Below are 25117 nucleotides of genomic sequence, written 5' to 3' on the forward strand. Positions count from 1 at the left end.
ACATGTCCACTGAGCTGCTGATGGAAGGTGCCGAGGCGTACACCTCGCTCGCCGAGGTCGCCGCGGTCCCCGGGAGCGACGCTCCCGGCGCCTGGCCGCGGACGAGCTACCTCACCGCACACATCTGCTACATCGCGTACACCATTGAGTCCAGCTGCTGACGGATTCAGGTGACGGTGTCGGTGTCGCGGGCACCCGACGGTGACCCGCGGCACCGCCAAGGCTTCAGGAAACGAGGGGGTCCATGGCGCCCGGGCTGCTGTTCCCGCTCCAGCACACGAGCCCCGACACGGTCGTGCCGTTCGGAGAGCTGGTGATGAGCGGGCTGGCCGGCCGACTCTGGCTGGGACAATCCGTGCTGACCGAGACGCATCAGACGATCGCCTACCTGGCGGGCCGGGGGATCAGGGTGCCGTGCGGGCTGAGCGTGACGCTGATGCCGCTGCGACACCCGATGGAGGCGGCCGTGCAGGCGCGCAGCCTGGCGGCGCTCACCGGCCGGCCGGTGGTCGCCGGATACGGCGCCGCGACCCCGGACCTGGTCCGGGCGCTGCGCGGCGCGCCCTACCACAGGCCGGCCGCGGCTGCGGCCGGGTACGCCCGAGCGGTGCGCGCCTTCCTCGACGGCGGCACCGTCGAGCACGCCTGCGAGGCCTGCGTCGCCACCACCGGGCTGCCCCCGATGCACCACCCGCCCGTCGAGGTGGGTCTGGGCGTCATCCGGCCGGGCATGGCGCGGGCGGCGGGCGCCGTCGCCGACGTGGCCATCACCTGGATGACGCCGCCCCACTACGTCCGGGACACGCTGCTTCCCGCCCTGGCCGCCGGAGCCGCGGGCCGCGGCACGCCGCCCCGCGTCGCGACCGTCGTGCATGTGGCACTGGCCGGCCCCGGTCGCGATCCCCGCAGACTCGCGCACAGCGCGGCCGCGGACCATCTGCGGGCCCCGCACTACACCGACATGCTCCGCCGGGCCGGGGTGCCCGCCGACCCGGCCGACCCGCGTGCCGGCGCCGCGGCCCTGGTCGAGGCGGGTGTCTACGTGTACGGCACGCCGGAGGAGGTCGTCGAGCGGCTGCACGGATACCGCGAGGCGGGCGTCGACGAGATCATCCTCAATCTCGCCGGCGTCGCGGGGACCGAGGGGTTCCGGGCGGCGCTCGCGGACGCCGAGTGCCTGCTCCACGCCATGGCGGACGCCGATGAGTGAGCCCGGGCGGCCCCAGGGCCCGCCGCCGTTCCACGCCGAGCGCCTGCTCATCCTCGCCACCGGCTCGCTCGGCGCCGCCTTCCTGCCGTACTGGCTCAACTGGCTGCGGCACTCCTACCGAAGCCTGGACGTCCGGGTGGTGGTCACCAGAAACGCGGAGCGGTTCGTCAGCAGGCAGGCCGTCGCGGGCCTCATCGGCAAGGACGTGCCCCTCGACGCCTGGCCGGATGCTCCGGAGCCGGAATCACCGCACGTGGACTACGCCGGCTGGCCCGACACCGTGATGGTCTACCCGGCGACCTATCACTTCCTGGGCAGGTTCGCCAACGGTCTCGCCGACACCCCCATGCTGCTGGCGCTCCAGTGCACCTCCGCGCTGATCGGGATCGCGCCTGCCCTGCCGCCGGGAGCCACCCACTCGTACGCCTACCGGCAGCACCGTACGGCGATCGAGGGCCGGCCCAACGTCGTGGTCGTCGACCCCCTGCCGGTCCTGAGCACCCACACCCGAGGACGGGACGCCCTGGGGGCCGCCCCGCTTCCCACCCTGATCGAACGACTGGCGGAGCTGCGCGCCACGCGCGGGAAGGAGCACCAATGAGTCGAGCCGCCGAGTCCTACGGCACGGGATACGTGCTGACCACGATCGCCCCGTCGGCCGAGGGGGACTACCGGTGGACCCGGCGTCCCGGGCCGCACAGGGGCGGCGCGCTGCGCACACCGGATCCCGCCGTCCTGGACGCCGTCCGGATCGCGGCCCGCGGGCGGGTCGGGTTCACGCTTCCGGAGCGGGCGGACGCCACCGGCGTGACGTACCGGACCGGCCAGGCCCGGTCGCTCGCGGCCATGATCCTCGGTCCGAGGTCGGGCGGGAGCGACACCGACATCGCGCGGATCGCGGCGGACACCTTCGCGGAGACCGGCGCGGCCCTCGCCCGGTTGCACGCCGTCCCCCTGCCGCAGGCCGATCTACCGCTCCCCGACGGCCTGCTGCGGCTGCTCTCCTGGCTGCGGGGCGGGCTGGGGCCCGGCGCCGCACCCGATCTGCACCGCCGCGCGACCGAGATGCTGGGCCGGGACCGGATGGCCACGGTGGCGGCGTGGTGCGTCCCGGCGGCGGAGGCACCGCACGCCCTGCTGCACGGCGGTCCCAGCCTGGGCATTCTCCTGCCCCTGACCTCCGACATGGACGGCGGCCTGCTGACCGGTGAGAACCTGGCCGCCGGTCCGCCGGAGTCCGACGTGGGGTGGATCATCGGCGAGCTGGTGGAGCTTCGCGCCTCGATCAGCCGATTCGGCGGGCGCCGGGACTTCGACTTCGACATGTTCATCGGCCGCGTCCTGGAGGGCTACACCGCCGCCCTGGACCTCGCCGCCGTGGGCAGGATGGCCGCGCTGCGTTTCCTGACCCACCTGCACGACTTCGCCGCCTACATGAAATGGCACGACGTCCTCGTCGAGTACCTCAAGCTCGTCGCCGACGTGATCGACGCGGCCGACGCCGGGCAGCTGCTGCTCTCCGGCGAGGTGGCCCGTTCGTGAACGCCGCCGAGATCACACGCGTGACGCTGCACAGCGGGCTGCGGATCGTCATCGAGGAGGAGTACTCCGGCCCGGTGGCGGGCGTCGCGGTGCACTACGACATCGGCTTCCGCGCGGAGGCCGAAAACGCCTCGGGCCCGGCCCACCTGTTCGATGGACCGGCTCGCCGACCGGGTGCGCACGCTCGGGCGCTTCGAGCTGTTGTTCGGTGACCCCGGCCTGGCCGTGCGGCTGCCCGAGTTGTACGCCGGGGTGGGCGCCGGGGTGGGCGCCGGGGTGGGCGCCGCCGTGACCCCGGGTGGTCGCGGTGGACCCCCGGGAACTCTCCGGTCCCCGGCCCTCGGGTGGGGCCGGGGGCCTCTCGTCAGCTCGGCACCCGGATCGACGCCGGGAAGTAGGGCAGCAGGCCGGTCCGCTCGTGGCAGTTGAGGTACTCCATGAGGGCGCCCTCCGGCACCACGTAGACCTCGTGGCCGAGCGTCACATGGATGTCGGGGGCGAACCGGGCGATCAGCTCACCGGCGCTCTTGTAGATCGCGAGGTGCGTCGGATGGCTGTGCGTCCACCGCTCAAGGTGGGACAGGCTCAGGAACCAGGCCAGAGTGGCGGTCTGCACCTTGGTGTCGTTCGACACGGTCAGGTCGGCGAGGCGGGCGGACAGGCAGCCCGCCTCTCGGGGATTGGCGGTGAGGTAGTCGACGCCTTGCCGGTAGACGGGCAGGACGCGCTGTTCGAACCAGGCGCGTTCCTCGTCAGGGCAGTGCGTCCAGCCCTGCGGGCTGCGAATGAAGCACAGGTTCGCCGGCGTGGCCACGACCAGATGACGACCGGCCGAATCCACCCGCTCCGTCTCCACCGGCTCGGCCTCGCCGGCCAGCCCTCCGTCTTCGGCGGCGGCGATGCGGTCCCGCATCGCTCCGGAGTAGGAATGGTAGATGTTCAGCGCCGTGGGAAACCGCGAGGCGAGACCCCATGACGGGGAGTCGTACGAGTACGACGTCTCGAAGTGATCCACCGGTGCCCGCAGCACCTCCGTCCACAGACCGATCGGCCCGCCTTTCGCGGTCAGGTCCGGGTCGGCCCAGGAATCGAGCGGGTGCTCGGCGGACCATGCCTTCTCGGCCTCGGCGTCCAGCCAGTACGCCAGGACGATGTCGTTGACGTGACCGAGCGCGTCGACGTGGACGGCGCGCTCGTACGTCACGGGGGCGTGCGCGCCGTCCAGTGCGGCGACGATGCCCGACATCACGCCGGCCGCCTCCTCCTCCGCCGCCCGATGCTGAACGGCCAGCTGGCGCAGGGTGACGCCGGTCAGGTCCTCGGGCAGGCGCAGGCTGTACGCCGGGTAGGGGTTGCGAAATCCGTCAGGCCGGATTTTCGTCATGAGGTTGCCCTCTCAGGCCGGGGTCGACCGTCTTCGAAGTTGGCTGCGAACGGGCGCGCCGCACGCGGGCGGCCCGATCGAGGTGGGGATGGTGCCTGCGGTGAAGTCGTGGACCTCACCGCAGGCGGAGCGTTCGTTCCGCGTCGGCCGAGCCGTCTTCCTTGTCGGTGCACGGGTGCCCGCCTGGCGGGAACACGCCACTCGGCCGGCCGGTCACGCGGGGCCTAGTAGTTGGTGGACCCGCAGGTGAACGTGGCGCAGGAACGGTAGCTCTGGCAGGTGATGTCGCATGGGTAAAGGTGGCTCTCCGCCTGGGCGGGGAGCATGTCCAGAACCTGGACGTCGAGCTCCATCGTGATTTTCCTTTCGTGGCCTACGGCTTTACGGAAATCCGCTGTGACCCGGGCAAGCGGATCGCTAGAAACCGTTGGTGTTCAGGCAGGTGATGAGGGTGATGCAGCTGCGCTTCAAGCAGGTGATTTCGCATGGGTACAGCCGGCTCTCCTGGGCGGGGAGCATGTCCAGGGCCTGGACGTCGAGTTCCATCGTCGATCTCCTTCGGAGAACGTTTCGCGGGAATCCGCGCCGATTCGCCGACGCGGATCGCCGTGGGCTAGAGGCCGGTCGTGATGGTGGTGATGTCGGTGAGACAGCTCCACTTGAGGCAGGTGACGCCGAGGCACGGCATAAGGGAGCTCTCCGCCTGGGCGGGGAGCATGTCCAGAGCCTGGATGTCGAGTTCCATCGTGATCTTCCTTCCGTTGGGGAAAGACCTCCGCCGGTGATGCGGGGTCTCGATGTCCGCCGGTGAGGCCGGCGGAGTCCGTGAGCGCGGTCAGCGATCAAGAATCAGAGGCAGGAAGGCGGGCCCGCGCACGATCAGGTTCGGCTTGTACTCGATGTCGGCGCGGTCGACGGCCAGCGACATCGCCGGGAACCGTTCCAGCGTCTTGGTGAGGAGTGTCCTGGTGTTCCGGCGGGCCAGTTGCGCGCCGAGGCAGCGGTGAATGCCGTGCCCGAACGCCAGATGGCGCTTGTCCTCCCGGAGGATGTCGAATCTGTCGGGATCCGGATAGCGAGCGGGGTCGCGGTGCGCGGATCCGACGAGAAGCAGGACCGTCTCCTGTGCCGCCACCGGCACTCCGCCGATCTTCACGTCCTCGGTGGGGAAGCGCCAGAAGGACGACGCCTGGGGGCCGTCGTATCTGAGCACCTCCTCGATCGCGGCATCGGCGAGCCCGAGGTCCCGGCGGAGCAGCGCGAGCTGGTCCGGGTGATCCAGCAAGGCCAGGAAGATGTCGCCGACCATGGCGATGGTCGACTCGTACCCCGCCACGACGAGCCCGAGCACCGTGGCGAGCAGTTCGTCTTCGCCGAGCAGGCCAGGCCCGCGGCTCGCCTCGATCAACTCCGTCAGCAGGTCGGAGCCCGGATCCTTCTTCTTGTGGGCGATGAGGTCGCCCGAGTACGCGATCAGTGATTCCATGGCCTCGGCCGCCAGATGGCGATGGGCCGGGTCGGCGGTGAATATCAGGTCCCCCCACTCGCGGAGCGAGACGCTGTCACCGGGGGGAGCCCCCAGCACGGCGCAGATCACCTGCACCGCGAGCGGGGCGGCGATCGCGTCCAGCAGGTCCACCGGCTCCTTCGCCGGTACGGCGTCGAGGAGGGAATCCGTTATCGACCGCATGGCCGTCTGCCACTGCGCGATGCGCCGTTCGGTGAAGGTCGCGGCCGCCAGTTTCCGAATCCGGGTGTGGTCCGGGGGATCCAGATTCAGCATGGTGCGCGACCCGACCGTGTCGCCGCCGAACGCCAGTCCGGCCTTGTGGAAATTGACTGGCGCCTTCGCGTAGTCGCTGCTGAGGCGGGGGTCGGCGAAGCACTCCTTGACGTCCTCGTACCGGCTGACCAGCCAGACGTCGACATCGGTGAACGGAATGGTCGTGCGGCAGACGGGGTGGTTTTCGCGCAGCAGTTTGTAGGTGGGATACGGATTTCGAAAGAATTCCGGACTGAAAACGGGGAGCGTGCTCAGCTTCCCAGCCCTTTCTCAGGTTACGGCGGATGCCGGGCCGCGCAGTGCGGCCCGGCACGGCGTCGGATATGTCACAGCGGGACGCGAGTGGCTTCGGCGCGTGGCAGGTCGACGAGGTGGCGCCGCAGTCGCGCCGCGACGGCCTCGAACTCGTAGGCCCCTTCGGACACCCGATGCGCGAGCACGCGCACGGTGTCCCGGTAGTGCGCGGAGTACCGTTCTGTGCCGGGGCAGGGGAGCCAGCCAAGGCGGCCGAACAGCGTGTCCTGCCCGTCGTCGGTACCGGAGGTGCAGAGCATGATCGAGGCGCCGAGGGCCTGGCCGGCCGCCATCACCGCGGCCACCATCCGCGCCCCCAGTCCCCGGCCCCGCGTCCACGGTGCGACGACGAGCCGCCCGGCCTCGAAGAGCGAGGCGGGGTCGGCACCGATCTCGGCGAGCAGCCGGGTGTACGCCTGCTCGCCGAGATGCTCCCGGACCTGGAACCGGGCGGCTGCGCCGGGGGGCGCCAGGCGGACGCAGGCGGCGAGTTCCTCCCGGTCCGGCACGTACGCGGTCAGGTGGAACGCGTCGAGATCGAGATCCTGCGGATCGTCGAACTCCGCGTCTCCGACCTGGAAACCGGGCCTGCGGCCCCGGTCGTAGAAGACCTCGGCGCGGAAGCGGCGGATCTCCGCGAGCCAGTCCGCGGCCGGCTCGCCGGCGGACTGCCTGCGAACCCGTAGCTCAGCGGTGTGAGCGTGCGTGCTCACACCGCTGCGTTCACCGGCGGCACGGCGCGGCGCGGCGCCGGTGAACGCGAGGTTCACGCGCTGACCCGTTCGGCTTCCAGGTCGCCCTGCGCCAGCCCCATGCATTCCGCCATGAAGGCGGCGTAGGACGCCAGCGCGGCCTTGCCGGTCTCCACCATCGTGCCCAGATGCTCGGGGGATTCCGTCAGGATGCCGTCGAGCTGGCGTTGGTTGAAGGCGGTGTGGCCGACGTCAAGTTCCACGTGCTCTGCCAGGAAGCTGTAGCAGGAGGTGTCGGGGCCGAAGATCCGCCGGCAGTTGGCCTGCAGGATGGGTCCGATGGTGATCGAGAGCCGTTCGATCTCGTATTCGATGGCGAGCTGGGCGAACGGCACGGGACCGGCGATGACCTGCTCGTGGAGCTTGCCGTAGAAGCCGGCGCTGGCCAGCGGAGGCTGGGCGAGGAGCGCGTCGGCGTCGACAGGGCCGCCAAAGCGCTCCTCCCACCAGTTCGCGATGGCCTTCGTGTCGTCGACCATCATCCGGTCGTGACCGGCCTCCGCGCGGGCATGCGCCTTGAGCGCCTTTCCGAGCCGGTCCATGCCCAGCTCGGCGCACCGTTCGCCCGCACCGGCGATCCAGCGCTCGACGTCATGCGTCATGTGAACGCCGTGTGCGTTGTACCGCAGCATCCACCGTGCGAAAAGCCGGTCCTCGCAGCCGACGGAGAACAGTGGGGCTATGGCCGGATCGACCGTGAGCCCCTGACGGCTTTCCTCGAGCGCTGCCTCGTACTCGTCCAACTTGGTGCTCAACGACCTCTCCTCTGGGGTTCGGGGAGTTGCTGGTGTGTTCCTGACGATGCCGAAGACAATCGAGGGGTTCTTACCGGCCGCTTAGCCGCTCTTAACGCGCACCCCGGCACTGGCCGGCCCACGGGCGTGGAGACCTTAAGACCACCATTAGGCGCCGCTGACAGGCTGGCCCGCGTCCGGAGGATCACACCAATGGCTCGGCACCGGCCCATGCCGGAGAACACGAATGGAGATTCGGCGTCGTGAGTGAACGTGGCTCGGCGGGGGACGGCGTCTCCGGCGCAGACCGTTACGTCCTGGAGGACATCGCCCGTGCGACATTGCGCCGCATAGCGGGTGGTAGGGACTCGATGCCCGGGATCGATGGCGTCCCGGACTGGGATTTCCACGTTGATTCGCCCTGGACGTACGTGACTCCGGCCGGCGCGACCACGCGGGCGCAGGGTTGGAAGCTGCATGTGGCGGCGACGCCGTTGTCGGCTTCGGTGGTGCTGGCGCGCGCGGTGCGGGTGCTGGGGCGCCGCCGTTGCCCCTTCAAGTACGCCACCGACCTCGACGAACTGGGCCGGCTCGTGGCGCGCAACCAGGACCGTGGGTCGGTGGGCAAGTTCATCACGGTCTACCCGCCCGACGACGCGAGCGCGGTGGAGATCGCGGAGGAACTGCACGAGGCCACCTACGGCCTGCCGGGCGCGCCGATCCTCTCCGACCGGATCTACCGGCCGGGCAGCCTGGTCTACTACCGCCTGGGGGTGTTCTCGGCGCCCAGCGTGCTCGACAACGACGGCTCCTACGCCTCCCGGCTGACCGCGCCCGACGGTACCCAGGCGCTCGATGAGCGCAACGCGTGGTACTCCCCGCCGGCCTGGGCGGAGTGTCCCTTCGAGTCGGGTCAGGCTCCGGTGCGGACCACGGCGCCGCAGGCGGTGCTGCTGGCCGATCGGTTCGTGGTGCGCGAGGCCATCCGGCACGGCGCCAAGGGCGGGGTGTTCCTGGCGGAGGACCGCGCGGACGACGGCCAGGTGGTGATCAAGCAGGCGCGTCCACACCTGGGCGCCGGGCTCGACGGCACCGACGAGCGGGACCGGATGCGCCACGAGGCGCGCATGCTGGAGATCTTCGGACCGCTGGGCGTCACGGCGCGCAAGGTGCTCCTCTTCGAACAGAACGACAACCTGTTCCTGGCGCAGGAACACATCGCGGGCACCCCGCTGAACGGCTGGGAGGCCTCCAAGGACGACCGGCCCGGCGCCGTGCTGGGCGTCCTGCGCCGGATGGCCACGCTGGTCGCCGTCGTGCACGAACAGGGCCATGTGCTGCGTGACCTGACGCCCAACAACATCATGGTGACGGAGGACGGCGACTGCCGCCTGATCGACCTGGAGATGGCCGCCGTGCCCGGCACGGTGGCCGGGCGCGCGTTCACTCCCGGTTACGCGCCGCCCGAGCAGGTGAACTCCGCCCTGTACGCTCCCGCACTCGGCGTGGAGGCCGACCTGTACGCGCTCGGGGCGACGACGTTGTTCACGGCCACCTCCTGCCAGCCGCCCCACCTGCGGGACCGGCCCGCCGACGCGCGGTCCTGGGACGAGCGGGTGGAGACGGTGGTGCGGGTGGCGGCCGCGGGTGACCCGCTGGCCACCGCGCTGTCCCCGCTGATCCTGGGCCTGATGCGCGAGGATCCCGCGCAGCGCTGGGACCTGCCGCGGGTGCGGGAGTTCCTGGAGAACGTGGACGTCGCCGCCCTGGGGCCCGCTACCCGGACCGCCGGCTTCCGCCTGGGCGCGGCCGAGCAGGACCGTCTGCTCCACGACGGGCTCACCTACACGTTACGCACCATGTCACCCGGCAGCGGTGAGCAGCCGGTCGCCCGCCTGTGGCCCAACTGGGGCTTCGGCCTGACCTCCGACCCGTGCGCCGTCCAGTACGGCTCCGCCGGGGTGATGGCGCTGTGGGCCGCCGTGCTGGACCCCGCCCGGGCGGACGGCGCGCTGCCGCCGGACACCCGGGCCAGCCTGACCGCTGCCCTGCTGGACGCGGCGGACTGGACGGTGCGGCGGCTGGCGCGCGAGCAGCGCCCCTCCCCGGGGCTGTACTTCGGCCGGGCGGGCATCGCCGTGGCCCTGCACGACGCCGGCCGCGCGCTCGACAAGGAGAGCCTGCGCACCGCCGGTGTGGAGCTGGGGCTGGACCTGCCGGTCGCCTGGCCCAACCCGGACATCTGCCATGGCGCGGCCGGGACGGGGACGGCCCTGCTGCACCTGTGGCGCGCCACCGGCGACACACGCTTCCGGGACCAGGCGGACGCTTGCGCCGATGGCCTGCTCAAGGCGGCGCGGCGGACCCCGGACGGCATACTGTGGCCCATCCCCGCGGACTTCGCCTCCGCGCTGGCGGGTGCGGAGCACTACGGCTTCGCGCACGGCGTCGCCGGGGTCGGCGCGTACCTGCTGGCCGCCGGGGTCGCGCTCGACCGGGACGACTGCCTGGAGACCGCCCTGCTCGCCGGGGAGACCCTGCTCGGCGTGGCCGACTACCACGGGGAGAGCGCCTGGTGGGCCGAGGGCCCGGGCGGCGGGGCGAAGCTGCCGCACTGGTGCAACGGCTCCTCCGGCGTCGGTACCTACCTGGTGCGTCTGTACGCGGCGACCGGGGACCAGCGCTTCCGGGACGCCGCCCACGCGGCCGCGCTGGCCGTCCACGGCAGCCGGCTGGCCTCGGGGACGGCCGCGTGTCACGGGATCGCCGGCGACGGACAGTTCCTGCTGGACATGGCCGACCTGCTCGGCGAGCGCGCCTACCACGACCAGGCGGAGGAACTGGCGGCGTCCCTGTGGGCACGCGCCGTCCTGCGCGACGGGCTCATGGTGGTGCCCGACGAGCTCTCCGGCGAGGACATCTCCGTCGCCTGGAACACCGGGCTGGCCGGGGTACTGGACTTCCTGCACCGGCTGCGGCACGGCGGTCCGCGCCGGTGGATGGCCGAGACGGGCGCCGAGGTGTGGACGCGCGGCGGCGAGGCGTGATGACCTCCGAGACGGTGAGCCCGGCCGCCGCGGCGGCCGACGGGCGGCAGCGGTCGTTCGTCCACCGGCTGAACTTCCGTTTCTCCCCCGGAGGGAGGTATGCCGCCTGCCTGGCCGCCGACGACCGCGACCCCGCGATGTATCCGGAGCTGTGGGACCTCACCGGTCCCGAGCCCCGGCCTCGGGCGGTGCGCACCCGGGACGGCGAGACCGCGGCGAGCGTGCCGCTGCCCACGGACGACGGCGGCCTGCTGCTGTGCCGGTCCGGCGCCTACGGCTCGCGGCTCACCTTCGCCGAGTCCCGTGCCGAGGGCGGGCGGCCGGTCGAGGAGACCGAGCTGATCGCCGTCCGAAGAGGCGGTCTGCGGCTCCTCCCCGGCACGGCACGGACTTCCACCCTGGTGCTGGAGATGGACGGGGAGGGGGGCACCGCGGTGTGGCGCCTGCCCGGCGGGGCCGTGCCGCCGGAACAGATCACCCGGGTGCCGCACCCGATCGGCGGAGCGGTCTGGCTCGACGAGCGCGGGCACACCCTGGCGCTGGCCGCCGCCGATCCGGGTGCGGGCACCGTGGTCCTGGATCTGGCGCGCGGCACCATCACGTCCCTCGGCCTGCCCGACGGCGAGCACCTGCTGCTGGCCGCGCCCCGCGGCGGGGTGCTGCTGACCGCCGCGCCGAGCGGTGGCGGCTACCGGCTCGGCGTGCGCCGCCTCGGCGACCCGGCGCCGACGGTCTTCCCGGACCGGCTGAACGCCGTCGAGGGCAGCGTGGCCCCGCTGGCGCTGGACCCCACCGGGCGGCTCCTGGCCCTGTCGGTCACCCGCCGTGCCCGCTCCCACCTGCTGGTCCATGATCTGACGGCGGACGCCCCCGGCGAGATCGAGCTGCCGCCCGGCGCCCTGCATCCGATGGCCCACTGGTCCGACGCCGGCCTGCATCTGGTGCACAGCGCCGCCGACCGCCCGACGGGCGTCATCACGATCCCGGACCCGTCCCGGCCGCGCGTCCTCGCCGCGACCGGCGAGCACTGGTCCGGGTGGGCCTCGCCGCGGGCGAGGGAGTATCCGGCGCCGGCGGGCAGCACGGAGGCCGTCGTGTACGGCGATCCGGCCGACGACCCGCGCCTGGTGGTGGCGCTGCACGGCGGCCCCGAGGCCGCGTGGCAGCTCAGCTTCGACCCGCTGTTCCAGCGCCTGGCCGCCGAGGAGATCGCGGTGGTGGCGCCCAACCAGCGGGGCAGCACCGGCTACGGCGCGGCACACCGCGAGGGCATCCAGGGTGTCTGGGGCGGTCCCGACCTCGCCGACATCCTGCGGCTGGGCCGCCACCTGGCGGCCGGGCGCGGCCCGGGCCGGCCGCGGCCCATGCTCTACGGCGCGAGCTACGGCGGATACCTGGCACTGCTGGCCGCGGCGGCGGAGCCGGACCTGTGGGAGCGAGCCGTGGCCGTCGCGCCGTTCCTGTCCGGCCGGCTGCTCTACGAGGACGGGCCGGCCTCGGTCCGCAACCTGATCGACCGGCTGGGCGGGTGCGAGGAGATCCACGATGACGACCTCGGGCCGCGCGACCTGCTCCGGCTGGCCGACCGCATCCGGCTGCCGCTGCTCATCGTGCACGGCGAGCACGACCCGATCATCCCGGTCGGCCACTCCCGCCGCCTGCACGAGCGGTTGCGGCGAACCCGCCGAGCCGACGCCGAGCCGGTGACCTACCTGGAGGTTCCCGGCGCGGGCCACGACCCGCTGTCCGACATCGGCGGGCATGCCGTCAGGGAGCGTGTGCTCGGCTTCCTGCGCGGCGGACAGGACCGCGCCGGCTGAGGCGTGAGCCGCCGAACCGGTTCCCCGGGACGCGCGTTCCGGTTGTGCCCTTCCGTCGGCCGGACGGTACCCAAGCCGCCTCGACCCGGCGGCGTGAGAGAAGAAAGGAAAACCGATGGAACTCGACATCACCGCTCTTGACCTGCTCCCGGCCGCCCAGGAGACCAGGCTGTATCCCTGCGGGTGCACCTGCACGTTGCCGAGCTTCATAACCGGTATCGCGGCCCTCTAATGCCGGACCAAGCCTCGGATTCCCACGCCGGGCAGGTGACACGGCGGGACGGTGATCGCCTCCTCGCCGCCACCGCGCGCGGCCTCTGGGCGCCCCTGGCGGTGACCGCGGCGGCCGTCGCCCTGTCGACGGCCGCCGCCCTGGCCCTGCCGGCCGCGCTGGCCACCGCCGTGGACGGCGTGGTGTCCGGCGAGGGCGCGCGAGCCGCCGGGTTCCTCGCGCTCGTCTTGGCCGTCGCCACCTGCGCCGATCTCATCGGCGCCATCGCCGGCGCGGCGACCAACGCGTCCGCGACGGCGTCCCTGCGCCTGCGCTTCACCTCCCACCTTCTCCGGCTCGACGCCGCCGGCGCCCGCCGTTTCCCGACCGGGGAACTGGCCAACCGGCTGGTGAGCAACACGGCGAGCGCCGGGCGCGTACCGCTCACCCTGCTGTACACGGTCGCCGAGATCATCAGCACGAGCGGCGGCATCGTCATGCTGCTGGTGACCGACTGGCGCTCGGGCGTCGCCTTCCTGATCGGGGTACCCGTCGCGCTGGTGATCGTGCGGCTCTTCGTCAACCGGCTGTCCGGGGTGTACGAGCGGTATCAGAGCGCGCACGGGCGTCTGGCCGCGCGCCTGACCGACACCCTGGCCGGCATCCGCACGGTGCGGGCGTCCGGCACCGCCGATCGCGAGATCACCCGGGTGCTGAGCCCGCTGACCGACCTGTCGGACGCCGGTCACGCCATGTGGCGGGCCCAGGCGCGGGGCGTCTGGCAGATCACCCTGCTGCTGCCCGTCATCGAGGTGCTCGTGCTCACCGTGGCCGGGCTCGGCGTCACCGACGGCCGGTTGCAGCCGGGGCAGTTGCTCGCCGTGGCCGGCTACGCGGCGATGGGCGTGGGCTTCATCGAACAGGTCGACGCGCTCCTGGGGGTCGCCGAGGCCCGCGCCGCGGCCCGCCGCATCCAGGAGGTCCTCGTGCTGCCGCCCCTCGTGCCCGGCACCCGCCCGCTGCCGGACGGCCCCGGTGCGCTGTCGTTCCGCGGCGTCACCGTGACCCGCGAGGGCTCCCATCTTCTCGACGCCATCGATCTGGACGTTCCCCCGGGAGCGCTGACCGCCCTGGTCGGGCCGTCCGGGGCGGGCAAGAGCACCCTGGCCATGCTGGCCGGGCGGCTGCTGGACCCCGAGCGCGGGCAGGTGCTGCTGGACGGCTGCGACCTCGCCGATGTGGCTCCGGAGGCGTTGAACGGCGCGGTCGCCTACGCCTTCGAACGCCCCGTCCTGCTGGGCGGCGACCTCGCCTCGGCCATCGCCTACGGCAGGCCCGCGCTCGGCCGAGACAGCGTCCGCGAGGCCGCGCGGGCCGCACATGTCGACGATGTCATCCGCCGCCTGCCCGAGGGCTACGACACCCCCGCCGCCACCGCCCCGCTGTCCGGCGGGGAGTTCCAGCGGCTGGGCCTGGCCCGCGCCATGGTGCGGCGGGCCCGCCTGACCGTGCTGGACGACGCCACGTCCAGCCTGGACACCGCGACCGAGGCCCAGGTGACCCGCACGCTGGTCGAGGGCATGCGCGGGACCACCCGCCTGGTCATCGCCCACCGCGCGGCCACCGCCGCCCGCGCCGACCACGTGGTGTGGCTGGACGGCGGCCGGATCCGGGGTCGGGGCACGCACCGGGCGCTGTGGCAGGACCCGGCGTACCGCGCCCTGTTCGCCGTCGGCCCAGACCCCCGCGACGACAGCTCATGGAGTGAGGAATCGTGCCCGGCTCGGCTGTGACCCCCGCATCCGCCCCGCCCACGGCGGCGCTCGTCCTCCGCCTGGGAGAGGACGGGCATCCCCCCGGCGGGTTCCGGCTGCTGCTCACGTTGCTGCGCCCCCGCAGGCGGCCTCTGGCCTTCGCCCTGGCCTGGGCCCTGGTGGAGGCCGTCCCGGGACTGCTGTCCGGGCTGCTCGTCGCCGGTGCCATCGACGACGGCTTCCTCGCCGGACGCCCGGAGACCGGCCTGGCCTGGCTCGGCCTGCTCGCGATCGCGATGCTGCTCAAGACAGCGGCCACGCGACTGATGTTCCCCCACCTGGCCGCGGTGGTGGAGCCGCTGCGCGACGACCTCGTGCGCGCCGTCGTCACGGCCACGGTGACCCGCGCCGCCCGCGGGGACAGGCCGGACACCGCCGCCGTCAGCCGTCTCACCGGGCAGGTGGAGACGCTGCGGAACCTGGTGTCCGCACTGCTGCGCACCACGCACGGGCTGGGCATCTCGCTGATCGCCGCGCTGGCCGGGCTGCTGGTGCTCTCGCCCCTGGCCGCGGCCATCGTCGCCGGGCCCGTGCTGGTGGCGGTGGCGGTGTGCGTCTGGCTGCTGCGGGTGCTGCTGGTCCGGCAGCGACGGCTGATCCTCGCCGACGAGACGCTCACCGCCGAGGCGACCCCGATCCTGGAGGGCACGCGTGACATCGCCGCCTGCGGGGCGCGCGAGCAGGCGTACGCCACCGTGCGGGCCGCGGTGGACGCCCATGCCGCGGCCACGCACGCCCTGGCCCGGGCCGGCGTGTTCCGGCGGCTGATCGTCGCCATCGGCGCCCACCTGCCGCTGCTCGGCCTGGTCATCGCCGCTGAGCCGCTGACGCGGCAGGGGCATCTGAGCGTGGGCGAGGTCGTCGGCGCGGTGACCTACCTGGTGACCGGCCTGCAGCCCGCCCTGCAGTCGCTGACCGGCATCCTCTCGAGCTGGGGCGTGGCCCTCGCCGTCACCCTGCGCCGCATCGCCGAGACCATCGCGGTGCCCGCCGACGACGCGCCCGCCGCCGCCGCACCGTTCGGCGTCGCACCGTTCGGCACCACCCACCCGGCCGACGTGCCCGCTCCGCCGTTCGGCACCGGCTCGCCCGCCGGTTGCGAACTGCGGGCCAAAGGGCTGGGCTTCGCCTACGCCCCCCAGGCCACGCCCGTGGTGCACGACCTCGACCTGGTGGTACCAGAGGGGGACCACCTGACCGTGGTCGGCCCCAGCGGCATCGGCAAGTCCACCCTGTCCCTGCTGCTCACCGGGCTGCGGCGGCCGACCGGCGGGGAGATCCTGCTCGGCGGGCTCCCGCTGGAGGCGATAGCGGAACGCGGCCTGCGCTCCATGATGGCGCTCGTGCCCCAGGAGGCGTACGTCTTCGCCGGCACGGTCCGGGAGAATCTCGGTTACCTGTGCCCGGCCGGCACCGTGGACGCCTGGCTGCGCGAAGCCGCGGACCGGGTGGGCGCGTGGGCGCTCGTCGAACGGCTCGGCGGCCTCAACGCCGAGATCGACGAACCCGGCGCGCTGTCGGCCGGAGAGCGGCAACTGATCGCCCTGGCACGGACCTACGCCTCCCCGGCCCGCCTGGTCGTCCTGGACGAGGCGACCTGTCATCTCGATCCCGCCGCCGAGGCGAAGGCCGAGAACGCGTTCGCCGCCCGGCCCGGCACCCTCATCGTCATCGCGCACCGCATCAGCTCCGCGATCCGAGCCCGGCGCATCCTGCTGATGGACGGCACCGCCGCCCACACCGGGACCCACGCGGACCTGCTGACCCGCTCCCCCCTGTACGCCGACCTGGTCGGGCACTGGACGAACGACCGAGCGCCCGGTGCCCATCCCGGGCATCCGCTCTCGACGAGGAGGTTCTCATGAGCGCCCCTGTGAACAAGCCCACCGACATCATCTGGGACGTCACCTACGCCTGCCCCCTGCGCTGCATCCACTGCTACTCCGAGTCGGGCAGGCGCCCGGCCCGGCAGCTGAGCCACGGCGACATGCTGCGGCTCGCCGACGCGATCATCGCCATGCGCCCGGACTCGGTGGAGTTCGCGGGCGGCGAACCCCTGGTGGTCAAGGGGATCCACGAGGTCGCCGGACACATCGGCCGGGCGGGGATCGCCGTCAACCTCTACACCGGCGGATGGACACTCACCCCCGAGACCGCCGAGGAGGCGGCCCAGGTGTTCCAGCGGATCACCGTCAGCATCGACGGGGCCGACGCGGAGGTGCACGACCGGGTACGGGGCAGGGCCGGCTCCTTCGATCGCACGATGAACGCCCTGGCCCTGCTGGACGCCATCGCCGCCCGGCGCGCGGCAGAGGGCGGCACTCCGCTGATCTTCGGAATCGACTGCTCGGTGTTGCGGAGCAATTTCCACCAGCTGGCGGAGTTCTGCACCGACATCGCCCCCCGGTTCCCGCGAATGCGCTTCCTCAACCTGGCCGCCGCGGTGCCGGCCGGGCTGGCCGGTCGGCCCGGCTTCGCCGAGACCGAACTGCTCGACAACGAGGAGCTCGGCACCCTGACCGGCGAGGAGTACACCGAGCGGCTGCGGTCACTGGCACCGGCGTCGCTGACGGTGACCACCTCCGACAACTTCATCCTGATGATGCACCCCGGCTTCGTCGCGAGCCATGGTTTCCCGCTGATGCAGATCGAGCCCGACGGCGAGGTGCGCGCCATGCCGATCTACGAGGGGTGTGTGGGAAACCTGCTGACCGAGGCGCCGGAGGTGCTCTGGCGGCGTGCCGTCGAGCGGTGGAGCGATCCCTTCGTGGTCGAGACGCTGTCCCAGGTGCGCTCCATGACCGACTGGGCCGAGGCGGTCCGGCGTATCGACCGCCGGTTCGGATCCCCGGAGGTGCTCGCGCGCATCGACCGCCGCCCGCTGTGGCCGGCCGCGCAGCCCGTGTGAGCCCGGGGCCGCACCCGGCCCCGCTGTCCGTGGGCGTGGCCCCGGCGGTGGTCGCCGCGGCGACCCCGACGATGGCCGCCGCGGTGGCCACCGCGGCGGCTACGGTGGCGTCGGGCGTCCGGGGGCCGGGACGGTCTCGCCGAGGGCGGCGGCGAGCAGGCCCAGGAAGTGGTCGACGGGACCGATGCAGGCCACCGCGGATCCGCCCGAGATCCGCCCGGCGTAGGGCAGCAGCTTTCTCCAGGTCGCCCGGCATGCCGGCAGGTCGCCGACGGCGGCCTGGGCCGCGCCCTGCAGACAGGTCATGGTCAGCCACGACCAGTCCATCGGCGGGGCCGGCCATCCTTTCCGGGCCAGGGCCCGGGCCTCGTCCAGGCGGCCCTGGGCGCACAGTTCCAGCACCCGGGCGTCGTGGTCCACGCTGGGGTGGATGCCGGCGATCTGGTCGATCAACGGTCCGGCGTCGGCGATGGCGCCGCGCTGGTAGCACAGCATGAGGCGGCCGTTCGCCACGACCGCGCCCGCGTACCACATGCCGAGCCGCTGGGCCTGGTGTTCGGCATCGTCGTACAGGGTGTCGGCCTCGTCGAACCGGCCGGCCAGGGCGAGCCGGTTGGCCCGCCACATGGTGTGCTGGAACCGCGGCCACGGGAGTTGCAGCTGGTCCAACATGACATCGCAGCGTGCGGCGGCCCGGTCCGCCCCCTCCAGATCGGACATCTCCAGCTTGTAGTGGGTGTCCATCATGTGGGCGAGCAGTTCGAATCCCGGCGCCCCGGTGCTCAGCGCGAGCCCGTGCAGCTCGTCGGTGATCTCCATGAGCTCGCCGATGCGGGTCGCCTGCGGCACGGACAGCGCGCGGGCGTTGAGCGCTCGCATGAGCAGGTGCGCGTCACCGATCCGGCGCGCCATCGCGACCGCCTCGGCGGACAGGGAGAGGCAGCGAGGGTTTCCGGCGCCGCCGTCGTACAGTTCCTGGGCCAGGCCGCCCAGCAGCAACGCCCGCTCGGCGCTGTCGGTCTCGGGCAGCTGTCGCAGGGTCTGCTCGAACTGCTCCACCAGCCGCAGTTCCACCGGCTCGTACGGGTTGCGCAGCGTCCAGATGGCCGGGGCGTCCAGTGCGGTGAGGGCACGGGCGGTCAGCTCGGGGCCCGCTCCGGCGCGGCCGGCGACCCGCAGGGCCTGCGCGCGGGCCTGGCGGGCGCCCATCGCGTCTCCCGCCTCCAGCAGGGCGCGCACCTGCTGGAGCAGGAGCTCCACGTGTTCGGCGGGATCGCCGCCACAGGCGCCGTGCGCGGTGACGGCCCGGCCCCACCAGGTGGCGGCCTCCTCGTAGGCCGCGCAGGAACTCGCCTGCCGGGCCATCGCGCGGGCCCAGTGCGCCGTCTCCCGGTACGCCGCCGGGCCCGCCTCCACCGAGTGGTGGGCGATGGTCGTCACATCGGCGCTCGGCTTGGCCGACAGCGCGGCCATCACCTCCCGGTGGATCATCGCCTTCCGCAGCGGCGGGACGTCGCGGATCAGGGTCTCCCTGACCAGATCATGGACGAATGTCATGCACCCGTCGCCGGTGACGATCAGCTCGGCCTGCGCGGCCCGATCCAGCAGACCGTAGGCGTACGTCGCGCCCGGCTCCGAAGCCTGGCACACCTCCGCGACCAGGCCGGGATCGAAGCTCCTGCCGATCACCGCGGCGATGCCGAGCACCTCGGTGGTCTGCGGCCCGAGCATGGCCAGCCGTTGCCTGATCAGATCGGCCACCGCGTCCGGCACGATGTCCAGGTCCTGGCCCTGGGCCAGCAGGCGGGCGCTCTCACAGACGAAGAACGGGTTGCCGCCGGTCCGCTCGGCCAGCCTCTCGGCCGCGGGGCCGTCCACCTTGCCGCCCAGCTCCTCGGCGAGGGTCCGAACCTCGCTGGTGGTCAGGCCGCTCAGCCGGATGCGCACCAGATCGTAACGAGCGAGATGGTAGAGGACCTCGTCCACCGAGAGCTTGAAGGCATCGTTCGGGGAGGCGCCGGGGTGCCCCGTCAGGTCGCGGTACGCCGCCTCGCGGAACGCGGTGACCAGGGTCAGCGAGACGTCCCTGGCCTGCGCCCCGGACAGCAGGACGACGTTCCGGAGCAGTTCGAGCGTGGCGGAGTCGGCCCAGTGCAGGTCGTCCAGGATGATCACCAGAGGCCGAAGCCGCGCGGCCTCGATGAGCCACTGCGCGATGAGCTGGTTGCTGTGGCGCGACGCCGTCCCGGGTGCGCCGGTGAGCCGATCGTCGCTCAGCAGTCCCCCCAGCGCCTGGCGATCCGGGGGCGGGACGGACTCGGCCAGCGCGCGCAGCACCTGCAGCCACGGCCACAGCGGCGGCACCCCTTCTCCCTCGTGGCAGCGCCCCCACAGCACCAGGTAGCCGAGATCGGCGCAGTCGTCGCGGAACGCCTGCAGCAGCCGGGTCTTGCCGATGCCGGGCTCACCGCTGATCGCGGCGGTCACCATGCCGTTCCGGTCCATCCGGATGGGGAGGGTCGTCAACGTCGCGAGCTGCCGATCCCGCCCGATCAGATGCACGTGGGCCGGCCCCGGCGGGGAGACCTCGGCGGACACGGGAGGCCAGGGGGGACGCGGCAGCGAGGCGGGCTCGGGCGGAAAGGTGAGCGACCGCGACTGCTGGAGGATGTCCTTCTCCAGCGCCTGCAGTTCGGGGCCCGGATCGAGGCCGAGTTGTTCGGCGATGACCTTCCGCGCCCGGCGCAGCGTGGCCAGCGCGTCGGCCTGCCGGCCGCTGCGGTAGCGGGCCAGGGCGAGCAACCACCACAGCCGCTCGCGAAGCGGATGTTCCCCGATCTCGGACTCCAGCTCGTGGATCACCGCCTGCGGGCGGCCGAGATCCAGCAACGCCCGGGCCCGGCGCTCGACCGCGGTCAGGCGCACCTCGTACAGGCGGTTCACCTCGGCGATCGCCCACAGCTCGCCGGCGAACTCGCCGTAGGGCAGGCCGCGCCACAACCGCAGCGCCTCCTCCAGGAGGGTGAGCGACTCCGCGGGCGGGCGCTGTTCCGCGTCGGAGACGAGCCTGCCGAAGCGCAGCGCGTCGATGTTCGCGGTGGCGAGCATGTAGCCGGGCCGCCGGGCGACCAGCAGCCGCGGCGGGGTGCGCGGGGCCCGGTCCGGTTCGATCGCCCGGCGCAGGTTCGACACGTGGACATGGATCGAGGCCAGCGCGTTCACCGGCGGCGCGCCGTGATACAGATCCTCGATCAGGGTGTCCGTGGAGACGACCGTACCCGCCGCGGCCACCAGCCGGGCCAGGACGGCTCGCTGCCGCGGACCGCCGAGGCTGACGGAGTCCTCGGCGGCATAGACCTCGAAGGGGCCCAGAACCCGGAACTCGACGCTCCGCTCGTCGTCTGGTCGCCCGTACCTCTCGATCCCGCTTTCCGAGTGCTCCGCTTCGCTGCCCCGCACACTGCCTCCTGGCGAAGAGTGGTTCACCACCTTGTCCCATGGTCGCCGGAAACCCGTCTCCGCCTCGTCACTCGTGCGGCGGATTTCGGCTCAGTCGAAAGTGGGACGCTCTCCGTCCCCGTATTGTGTTTCCCCTGCGACCGGTGCAGGGAAAGAGCTGTCCGGAGCCTGCCTGCCGCCGGAGCCGAAAACAGGTTGAGGCCGCATCGGGTCGCGCCGGTCTTGTTCGACACCGGCACGCGGTCGTCTTCCGGCGGCGTGCACGCCGCGATCGGCTCTTCCGGTTCCCGCCACCGGTCGGCGTGCCCGACCGGTGACGATCACGAACCGCACGGCCGTACTCTGTCGCGGGGCTACTCGCTCGGCGGCCGGGGCCAGGGGAGAAGACCGCCGAATCGGGCCTGTTCGGCCAGGCGGACCCGGTCAGAGGCGGGGGCGGGCGCCCAGGTGCGAGATGGCCCGGGAGGCCAGGTGGCAGCCGGAGGCCAGGGCCTCGGCCGGGGGCTTGCCGCCGAGCCAGGCCGGCAGGAAGCCCGCGGTGAAGGCGTCACCGGCACCGGTGCCGTCGACCACGCGTTCCACGCTCCCGGCGGGAACCTTGATCGGGTCGGGGCGGTTGTTGCCGTACCAGAGCGCTCCCTCGTCGCGGAGCTTGACGACCACCTGCGGGAACCAGGCGGTGAGGACCTTGGCGGCGGCGGCGGGATCGTCGCGGCCGGTGAGGACCTTCGCCTGGTCGGCGTTGGCGAACAGCAGCTTGGCGCTCTGCGTCCACTCCAGGAAGGGTTCGGCGCCGGTGCGCTCCAGGGGAGCGGAGGAGGAGCAGTCGACCGAGACGGACATCCCGGAGCGGCGAGCCATCTCCAGCGCCGCCATGCCGGCGTCGCGGGAACCCTCGTTGATCAGCGTGTAGCCGGACAGGTGCAGGTGCCCGCCCTGGGAGAACAGGTCGCGGGGCAGATCCTCGGGGGACAGGGCCGCGTTCGCGCCGGGGTCGGACAGCATGGTGCGCTCGCCCTTGTGGGTGACGAGCACCACGCAGGTGCCGGTCGGTCGCTCGGGATCCATGACGAGGCGGGCGTCGACGCCGTAGCCCATCAGCTCCATGTCGCGGTTACGACCGGTGATGTCGGCGCCGCGCCGCCCGATGAAGGCGACCTCCGTGCCCTCGACCGCGAGCCAGGAGGCGATATTGGCCCCTGAACCACCGCCGTGCATGGTGACGACCGCCGGTGTGTCGCTGGCCCTCGCCAACGGGTAGCGAGCTCTCGCGACCGCGTCGGTCATGAGATCGCCCACCACGACCACCCGCGTCATGATGTCACCACCTTGCTGCCTTCGATGCCGACGTGCCTCTAGCCGTACCTCTAGTCGCGAAAAACTTAACAGCTTCCGGCCAGGGTGTGGGGTCTTGACCAGACACCGGACCATAGTCGATGCACAAGCGTTGCGTGAATTCGTGCCGCTGGTCCGTCTTGTGAGATTCGCGTCTACTCTCGGGGCTGTGGAGGCTGCTCAGTACCCTGCTCACTGGGAGGCGGACGTCGTCCTGTCGGATGGCGGAACCGCCCACGTACGCCCGATTCGGCCCGCCGACGCCGACCGGTTGCGTTCCTTCTACAGCCGGCTGTCCGCCGAGTCGATCTACTTCCGCTTCTTCGGCCCCCGGCCGCGGCTGTCGGATCGGGAGATCACCTGGTTCACCAACGTCGACTACGTGGACCGCGTGGCGTTGATCGCCACGATCGGCACTGAGATGGTGGGGGTCATCCGCTATGACCGGATCGAACCCGGTGAGGCGGAGGTCGCCTTCCTCGTCGAGGACGCCCACCAGGGCCGGGGGGTCGCCTCGGTGCTCCTCGAACACCTGGCCGCCACCGCCAGGGAGCGGGGGATCGCCCGCTTCGTCGCCGATGTGCTGCCCGCCAACCAGAAGATGATGGCGGTCCTCAAACAGGTCGGCTACACCGCGCAGAGCAGTTTCGCCGACGGCGTGGTCCGGATGACCCTCGACCTCACCCCGACCGAGACCGCCCAGGAGGTGACCGCCTCCCGTGAGCACCGCGCCGAGTCCCGTTCGATCGAGCGCCTGCTCTCGCCGGGCTCGGTGGCGGTCGTCGGAGCGGGCCGCGAGCCGGGCGGCGTCGGCCAGACCGTGCTGCGCAACCTGCTCGGCGCCGATTTCACCGGTCCGGTCTACCCCGTGCACCGCGAGGTGCGGGCCGTGGCGGGGGTGCGGGCCTACCCGAGTGTGACGGACATCGACGGGGAGGTGGACCTCGCCGTTCTCGCCGTACCCGCCGACGGGGTGATCGACGTGGTCAAGGAGTGCGCGGAGAAGGGGGTGCGCGGGCTGATCGTGGTCTCCTCCGGGTTCGGTGAGACCGGCCCCGAGGGGCGGGCCAGGCAGGACGAGATGGTGCGCATCGCCCGCGCGTACGGCCTGCGGGTCGTCGGCCCCAACTGCCTCGGCGTCGCCAATACCGACCCATCGGTACGGCTGAACGCCACGCTCGCCGCCACCCTCCCCGAGCGCGGCAGGGTCGGCTTCTTCAGCCAGTCCGGAGCCCTGGGCACCGCACTGCTGCAGCGGGTGGCCCAGCGGGGCATGGGCATCTCCTCGTTCGTCTCCGCGGGTAACCGTGCCGACGTGTCGGGCAACGACCTGCTCCAGTACTGGGAGGAGGATCCGCGGACCGACGTGATCCTGCTCTACCTGGAGTCGCTGGGAAACCCCCGCAAGTTCGCCCGCCTCGCGCGGCGCATCTCGCGCCGCAAGCCGATCGTGGTCGTCAAGAGCGGCGGCACCACCCAGGGTGTGCCCACCGGTCACGCCGCGCCCGTGCTCGGCCTGCCGGACACCGCGCTCAGCGCGCTGTTCGAGCAGGCGGGGGTGATCAGGGTGGACGACCTGATCCAGCAGTTCGACGTGGCGCAGCTGCTGGCCTACCAGCCGCTGCCCGCCGGGCCCAGGGTCGGCCTGGTCGGCAACTCCGACGCGATGGCGCTGCTGGCGGCCGACGCCTGCGTGCGGGTCGGCCTGGAGCCCCGCCCGCCGGTCAACCTGGGCGCCCGGGCGGGCGCCGCCGAGTTCGGCGCGGCCCTGGCCTCGGTGCTCCCGGACGTGGACGCGGTGGTCGCGATCTACATGCCGCCCATCCCGGGCAACGCCGAAGAGGTCGGCGCCGAACTGCTGCGCGTCTCTCGCGGCTGCGGCAAACCGGTGCTGGCCATCTTCGAGGGCAAGATCGGCATGCTCGGGGAACTCCGGGTCGGCGCCACCCCCGAGCGGGGCTCCATCCCCTCGTACACGGCGCCGGAGGAGGCGGTCCGCGCGCTCGCCCACGTCGTGCGGCACGCGCGCTGGCTGGAGCAGCCCGCGGGGGTGCCCGAGGAGATCGAGGGAGTGGACACCGGCGCGGCGCGGAGCCTCGTGCTCGCCGCTCTCGGCGACGCCCCGGCCGAGATGGACGCCTCGCGGCTGCTCGCCTGCTACGGGGTGGAGGTCTGGCCGTCGGAGACGGTGACCTCGCCCCAGGAGGCGGTCGACGCCGCGACCGGGCTCGGCTGGCCGGTGGTGCTGAAGGCGGCGGGGTCCGAGGCGGCCAAGCGCGCCGGGACCGTGCGCCTGGGACTGTCGGGACCCGACGGGGTACGTGACGCCTACGCCGACCTGACGCGCCAACTCGAACCCGAGGCCGTGCTCACGGTGCAGCGGATGGCTCCGCAGCCCGCGGTGCCGACCGTGGCCGGTGTGATGGAGGACCTCGCCTTCGGCGCGGTCGTCTCCTTCGGGCTCGGCGAGATCACCGCGCGGCTGCTGCGCGACGAGGCGTACCGGCTGGCCCCGCTGACCCGCGAGGACGCGGCGGCACTGGTCAGGTCGCCGCGCGCCGCCCCCCTGCTCCTCGGCGAGTACGGCTACCCGCCGGTCGCGGTCGAGGCGCTGGAGGACCTGTTGATCCGGCTCGGGCGGCTGGCGGACGATCTCCCCGAGGTGGCGCGGCTCACCCTCGACCCGGTGCTGGTGGGGGAGTCGGGGGTGACCGTGCTGGGCGCCCGGGTCGTGCTCCGCAGCCACGAGGGACCGCGTCCCGACGGCGGCCCCCGGCGCCTCGGCTAGCGTGCTCTCCCGCGGTCCACGACAGGAGAGCACAGC

21 protein-coding genes are annotated in these 25117 nt (G+C 72.6%); 12 read left to right on the forward strand and 9 right to left on the reverse strand.

The features are described 5' to 3' along the window. The first annotated feature begins 2 nt into the window (after window positions 1–2). From AB0K21_RS29275 to AB0K21_RS29295, 5 genes are all read left to right on the forward strand, one after another. On the forward strand, window positions 3–161 hold the full coding sequence (locus AB0K21_RS29275; protein ID WP_343979118.1) for a hypothetical protein: 159 nt from the start codon (window positions 3–5) through the stop codon (window positions 159–161). Between the two features lie 83 nt (window positions 162–244). After that, window positions 245–1210: an LLM class flavin-dependent oxidoreductase gene (locus tag AB0K21_RS29280; RefSeq protein ID WP_364154916.1), complete on the forward strand. Its 966-nt coding sequence runs from the start codon at window positions 245–247 to the stop codon at window positions 1208–1210. Beyond that, the gene (locus AB0K21_RS29285) at window positions 1203–1811 is read left to right on the forward strand and encodes a flavoprotein (protein WP_343967017.1); all 609 of its coding nucleotides are present in this window, start codon (window positions 1203–1205) and stop codon (window positions 1809–1811) included. The genes AB0K21_RS29280 and AB0K21_RS29285 overlap by 8 nt, the downstream gene beginning before the upstream one ends. Continuing rightward, complete coding sequence (locus AB0K21_RS29290; protein WP_343967020.1) at window positions 1808–2752, forward strand: hypothetical protein; 945 nt, start codon at window positions 1808–1810, stop codon at window positions 2750–2752. The genes AB0K21_RS29285 and AB0K21_RS29290 overlap by 4 nt, the downstream gene beginning before the upstream one ends. Then, window positions 2749–2964, forward strand: coding sequence for a hypothetical protein (locus AB0K21_RS29295; RefSeq protein ID WP_343967022.1), 216 nt, complete (start codon window positions 2749–2751; stop codon window positions 2962–2964). The genes AB0K21_RS29290 and AB0K21_RS29295 overlap by 4 nt, the downstream gene beginning before the upstream one ends. 152 nt (window positions 2965–3116) lie before the next feature. On the opposite strand, the gene AB0K21_RS29300 is transcribed toward AB0K21_RS29295, so the two are convergent. From AB0K21_RS29300 to AB0K21_RS29330, 7 genes are all read right to left on the reverse strand, one after another. Next, window positions 3117–4136, reverse strand: a complete 1020-nt coding sequence (locus AB0K21_RS29300) for a phenylacetaldoxime dehydratase family protein (protein WP_343967024.1) — start codon at window positions 4134–4136, stop codon at window positions 3117–3119. A gap of 224 nt (window positions 4137–4360) precedes the next feature. Beyond that, entirely contained in the window at window positions 4361–4489 is a 129-nt protein-coding gene (locus AB0K21_RS29305) for a hypothetical protein (RefSeq protein WP_343967026.1), read from the reverse strand. A 64-nt stretch (window positions 4490–4553) separates the two neighbouring features. Then, window positions 4554–4682 carry an ALQxL family class IV lanthipeptide gene (locus AB0K21_RS29310; RefSeq protein WP_343967028.1) on the reverse strand — a complete coding sequence of 43 codons (129 nt, stop codon included), beginning with the start codon at window positions 4680–4682 and terminating at the stop codon, window positions 4554–4556. Window positions 4683–4749: 67 nt separating this feature from the next. Continuing rightward, complete coding sequence (locus AB0K21_RS29315) at window positions 4750–4881, reverse strand: ALQxL family class IV lanthipeptide (RefSeq protein ID WP_343967030.1); 132 nt, start codon at window positions 4879–4881, stop codon at window positions 4750–4752. 90 nt (window positions 4882–4971) lie between these two features. Beyond that, window positions 4972–5919 (reverse strand): cytochrome P450, encoded by a 948-nt coding sequence (locus tag AB0K21_RS29320; protein ID WP_343967032.1) that lies wholly within the window; start codon window positions 5917–5919, stop codon window positions 4972–4974. A 326-nt stretch (window positions 5920–6245) separates the two neighbouring features. Continuing rightward, window positions 6246–6983 (reverse strand): GNAT family N-acetyltransferase, encoded by a 738-nt coding sequence (locus tag AB0K21_RS29325; protein ID WP_343967034.1) that lies wholly within the window; start codon window positions 6981–6983, stop codon window positions 6246–6248. Beyond that, a complete protein-coding gene (locus tag AB0K21_RS29330; protein ID WP_364154921.1) occupies window positions 6980–7708 on the reverse strand; it encodes an iron-containing redox enzyme family protein in 729 nt (242 codons plus the stop codon). The genes AB0K21_RS29325 and AB0K21_RS29330 overlap by 4 nt, the downstream gene beginning before the upstream one ends. 254 nt (window positions 7709–7962) lie before the next feature. Here AB0K21_RS29330 and lanL point away from each other — a divergent pair, with 254 nt between their 5' ends. From lanL to AB0K21_RS29360, 6 genes are all read left to right on the forward strand, one after another. Continuing rightward, window positions 7963–10746, forward strand: coding sequence for a class IV lanthionine synthetase LanL (lanL, locus tag AB0K21_RS29335; protein WP_343967038.1), 2784 nt, complete (start codon window positions 7963–7965; stop codon window positions 10744–10746). After that, the gene (locus tag AB0K21_RS29340; protein WP_364154924.1) at window positions 10746–12566 is read left to right on the forward strand and encodes a prolyl oligopeptidase family serine peptidase; all 1821 of its coding nucleotides are present in this window, start codon (window positions 10746–10748) and stop codon (window positions 12564–12566) included. The genes lanL and AB0K21_RS29340 overlap by 1 nt, the downstream gene beginning before the upstream one ends. A gap of 115 nt (window positions 12567–12681) precedes the next feature. Then, window positions 12682–12798 (forward strand): ALQxL family class IV lanthipeptide, encoded by a 117-nt coding sequence (locus tag AB0K21_RS29345; protein ID WP_343967042.1) that lies wholly within the window; start codon window positions 12682–12684, stop codon window positions 12796–12798. Between the two features lie 35 nt (window positions 12799–12833). Next, window positions 12834–14570, forward strand: a complete 1737-nt coding sequence (locus AB0K21_RS29350) for an ABC transporter ATP-binding protein (protein ID WP_364154926.1) — start codon at window positions 12834–12836, stop codon at window positions 14568–14570. Continuing rightward, on the forward strand, window positions 14552–16456 hold the full coding sequence (locus tag AB0K21_RS29355; RefSeq protein WP_343967047.1) for an ABC transporter ATP-binding protein: 1905 nt from the start codon (window positions 14552–14554) through the stop codon (window positions 16454–16456). Before AB0K21_RS29350 ends, AB0K21_RS29355 begins: the two co-directional genes overlap by 19 nt. Next, a complete protein-coding gene (locus AB0K21_RS29360) occupies window positions 16453–17499 on the forward strand; it encodes a radical SAM protein (RefSeq protein ID WP_343967049.1) in 1047 nt (348 codons plus the stop codon). The genes AB0K21_RS29355 and AB0K21_RS29360 overlap by 4 nt, the downstream gene beginning before the upstream one ends. Window positions 17500–17598: 99 nt before the next feature. Here AB0K21_RS29360 and AB0K21_RS29365 read toward each other — a convergent pair whose 3' ends face one another. Beyond that, window positions 17599–20958 carry a BTAD domain-containing putative transcriptional regulator gene (locus tag AB0K21_RS29365; protein WP_364154929.1) on the reverse strand — a complete coding sequence of 1120 codons (3360 nt, stop codon included), beginning with the start codon at window positions 20956–20958 and terminating at the stop codon, window positions 17599–17601. 423 nt (window positions 20959–21381) lie between these two features. After that, on the reverse strand, window positions 21382–22275 hold the full coding sequence (locus AB0K21_RS29370) for a sugar kinase (RefSeq protein ID WP_343982790.1): 894 nt from the start codon (window positions 22273–22275) through the stop codon (window positions 21382–21384). Window positions 22276–22462: 187 nt separating this feature from the next. Between AB0K21_RS29370 and AB0K21_RS29375 the strand changes: the two genes are divergently transcribed. After that, the gene (locus AB0K21_RS29375; RefSeq protein WP_364154931.1) at window positions 22463–25081 is read left to right on the forward strand and encodes a bifunctional GNAT family N-acetyltransferase/acetate--CoA ligase family protein; all 2619 of its coding nucleotides are present in this window, start codon (window positions 22463–22465) and stop codon (window positions 25079–25081) included. The last annotated feature ends 36 nt before the right edge of the window (window positions 25082–25117 follow it).

Origin of the sequence: Streptosporangium sp. NPDC049248, assembly GCF_040678965.1 — a bacterium.
Lineage (GTDB): Bacteria > Actinomycetota > Actinomycetes > Streptosporangiales > Streptosporangiaceae > Streptosporangium > Streptosporangium fukuiense.

Bases quoted from the DNA above. Each gene is read 5' to 3' on its own strand.
- AB0K21_RS29275 (WP_343979118.1), top strand. From the start codon at position 3: ATGTCCACTGAGCTGCTGATGGAAGGTGCCGAGGCGTACACCTCGCTC.
- AB0K21_RS29280 (WP_364154916.1), top strand. From the start codon at position 245: ATGGCGCCCGGGCTGCTGTTCCCGCTCCAGCACACGAGCCCCGACACG.
- AB0K21_RS29285 (WP_343967017.1), top strand. From the start codon at position 1,203: ATGAGTGAGCCCGGGCGGCCCCAGGGCCCGCCGCCGTTCCACGCCGAG.
- AB0K21_RS29290 (WP_343967020.1), top strand. From the start codon at position 1,808: ATGAGTCGAGCCGCCGAGTCCTACGGCACGGGATACGTGCTGACCACG.
- AB0K21_RS29300 (WP_343967024.1), bottom strand. From the start codon at position 4,136: ATGACGAAAATCCGGCCTGACGGATTTCGCAACCCCTACCCGGCGTAC.
- AB0K21_RS29305 (WP_343967026.1), bottom strand. From the start codon at position 4,489: ATGGAGCTCGACGTCCAGGTTCTGGACATGCTCCCCGCCCAGGCGGAG.
- AB0K21_RS29310 (WP_343967028.1), bottom strand. From the start codon at position 4,682: ATGGAACTCGACGTCCAGGCCCTGGACATGCTCCCCGCCCAGGAGAGC.
- AB0K21_RS29315 (WP_343967030.1), bottom strand. From the start codon at position 4,881: ATGGAACTCGACATCCAGGCTCTGGACATGCTCCCCGCCCAGGCGGAG.
- AB0K21_RS29320 (WP_343967032.1), bottom strand. From the start codon at position 5,919: ATGCTGAATCTGGATCCCCCGGACCACACCCGGATTCGGAAACTGGCG.
- AB0K21_RS29340 (WP_364154924.1), top strand. From the start codon at position 10,746: ATGACCTCCGAGACGGTGAGCCCGGCCGCCGCGGCGGCCGACGGGCGG.
- AB0K21_RS29345 (WP_343967042.1), top strand. From the start codon at position 12,682: ATGGAACTCGACATCACCGCTCTTGACCTGCTCCCGGCCGCCCAGGAG.
- AB0K21_RS29360 (WP_343967049.1), top strand. From the start codon at position 16,453: ATGAGCGCCCCTGTGAACAAGCCCACCGACATCATCTGGGACGTCACC.
- AB0K21_RS29370 (WP_343982790.1), bottom strand. From the start codon at position 22,275: ATGACGCGGGTGGTCGTGGTGGGCGATCTCATGACCGACGCGGTCGCG.